General features: G+C 60.6%; 2 protein-coding genes. Both read right to left on the bottom strand.

Annotation, left to right across the window (positions count from 1 at the left end; genetic code table 11):
* Window positions 1–115: 115 nt before the first annotated feature.
* Window positions 116–880 (bottom strand): IS21-like element helper ATPase IstB, encoded by a 765-nt coding sequence (istB, locus tag PVW27_RS21400; RefSeq protein ID WP_274561223.1) that lies wholly within the window; start codon window positions 878–880, stop codon window positions 116–118.
* A 14-nt stretch (window positions 881–894) separates the two neighbouring features.
* On the bottom strand, window positions 895–2,035 hold a 1,141-nt coding region (gene istA / locus PVW27_RS21395; RefSeq protein ID WP_274561222.1), incomplete at its 5' end, for an IS21 family transposase.

Raw genomic sequence — 2,035 nt, 5'->3', positions numbered from 1 at the left:
TGCGCATTTCGCGGAATTTGGGCAGTGATTTCGCGTGATCTCGGGCACGCGTTTCACGGCATCGCGGGCAGCCATTTCACGCCCTCGGGCAGGCTGGCCAACGGGTTTCATAGAGTCAGGGCTTGGCGCCCTGGTCAAGTGCTTTCATCGTGGTCATCTTCCTGCGCATGCTGTCGCCGGTGAGCGTCAGGCGATGTGCATTGTGGACCAGTCGATCAAGGATGGCATCTGCGAGGGTGGGATCTCCGATCACATCGAACCATTGATCGACTGGCAACTGGCTGGTCACGATGGTCGAGCCACGTCCTTGGCGGTCATCGAGGATTTCAAGCAGGTCGCGACGCTCGGTCGGAGTCAGAACTGACAGTCCCCAATCGTCGAGGATCAGCAATTCAGTGCGTTCGATTGCCTTGAGAACACGGGCGTGCCGTCCGTCGCCCTTGGCGATGGCCAGCATCTGGAACAGGCGGGGCACGCGGTGATAGACGACGCGCCGATCGTCCCGGCAAGCCTTGTTCCCGAGGGCGCAAGCAATCCAGCTTTTTCCCAAGCCTGTTGGCCCTGTGATCAGCAGGTTTTCATGGCGGTTGATCCAGCCACCATCGATCAGATGCGCCATGACAGCTGCATCGATGCCGCGCGGGCTGCGCATATCGATATCTTCAACGCAGGCTGCGTGACGCAGGGCGGCAAAGCGCAACCGGGTTGCCAGTCTCTTGGCGTCACGCTCTGCGGCTTCGCGATCGACAAGCAGACCCAGCCTTTCCTCGAAGCTGAGGCTTTCGAACATGGCGCCAGCGCGGCGCTGTTCGTGCAGGGCCTGTGCCATACCGGTCAGTCCGATCGCCTCCAGGCGGTCGCAAGTGGGATGTGTGAGCAAGGTTTGTCTCCTATTCAGTGGTAATACTTCTGCCCGCGGATGTTGGGGTGGTGCAGCGGCAGTTCATTGGGTTCGGGCTCCATGAAGGCCTGATCAAGTCCGGTCTTCAGGATCGAACGGATGGATGCGACCGACCGGGCCTTGATGCTGATCCCGCGCCGACACGCAGCATCAATCCGCTGCGGCTCAAAGCTTCTGGCCAGCGACAGTATGCCCAGGCAGGTCCGGAAGCCCTGCTCGGGATGCGGCCTGTCCTGCATCACGATGTCACAAAACGCAGCCACCGATGGTCCCAGCTTTGCAGCACTGCTGAGGATCCGCGCAGGCGACCATTCCGCATAGCGGCGGTGGGCCGAGGGCATATGCTCTGGCGCCGTGATATGGCTGCGGCGCCCAGGGTCCCGCAGGTGACTGGCGACGCGCTTGCCGCGATGGAAGACTTCTACAGTCCTGTGGGTGATGCGTGCGTCAACCACCTCCCGGATCAAGTTGAACGGGACGGAATACCAGCAGCGCTCCACCTCGATGTGATAATCCGGTGCAACACGGGCACGTTTCCAGCGCGCAAAGACATAGGGTTCAGCGGGTAGTGGCTGCAGGTTCGGGCGATCGAGCGTTGCAAACAGATCCGCCCGGCTGGCCCCATAATCGCGCATGACACGCATGTTCAATTCGTCCAGCAACGGCCGAATGGCGGCATTCAGCTCTGCAAGCGAGAAGAACCTGTGATTGCGCAACCGCGCAAGGATCCAGCGTTGGGCAACCTGCACGGCCACCTCGACCTTGGCTTTATCCTTGGGTTTGCGCACGCGCGCAGGCAGGATCACCGTGCCGTAATGTTCAGCCATCTCGGCATAGGTCCGGTTCAAGCCGGGATCATACCGGTCTGCCTTGATTACAGCTGACTTGAGATTGTCGGGCACGACCACCTGCGGCACGCCGCCCAGATAGGCGAACATTCCGACATGGGCCGCAATCCAGTCCTCAAGCCCTTCGCTGGCGACGGCCACAGCATAAGTATAGCTCGACGCACCCATCGCCGCGACAAACAGCTTGGCTTCGCTGACCTCACCCGTGGCAGGATCGATAATGTCGACCGTGTCACCCGCAAAATCGATAAATACCTTTTCGCCGCCGACATGCGTTTGCCGCATG

The organism is Seohaeicola sp. 4SK31, from assembly GCF_028802875.1.
Classification (GTDB): domain Bacteria; phylum Pseudomonadota; class Alphaproteobacteria; order Rhodobacterales; family Rhodobacteraceae; genus Seohaeicola.
Note: the sequence above shows the minus strand (reverse complement) of the source record. Positions and strands in the feature narration are given on the sequence as shown.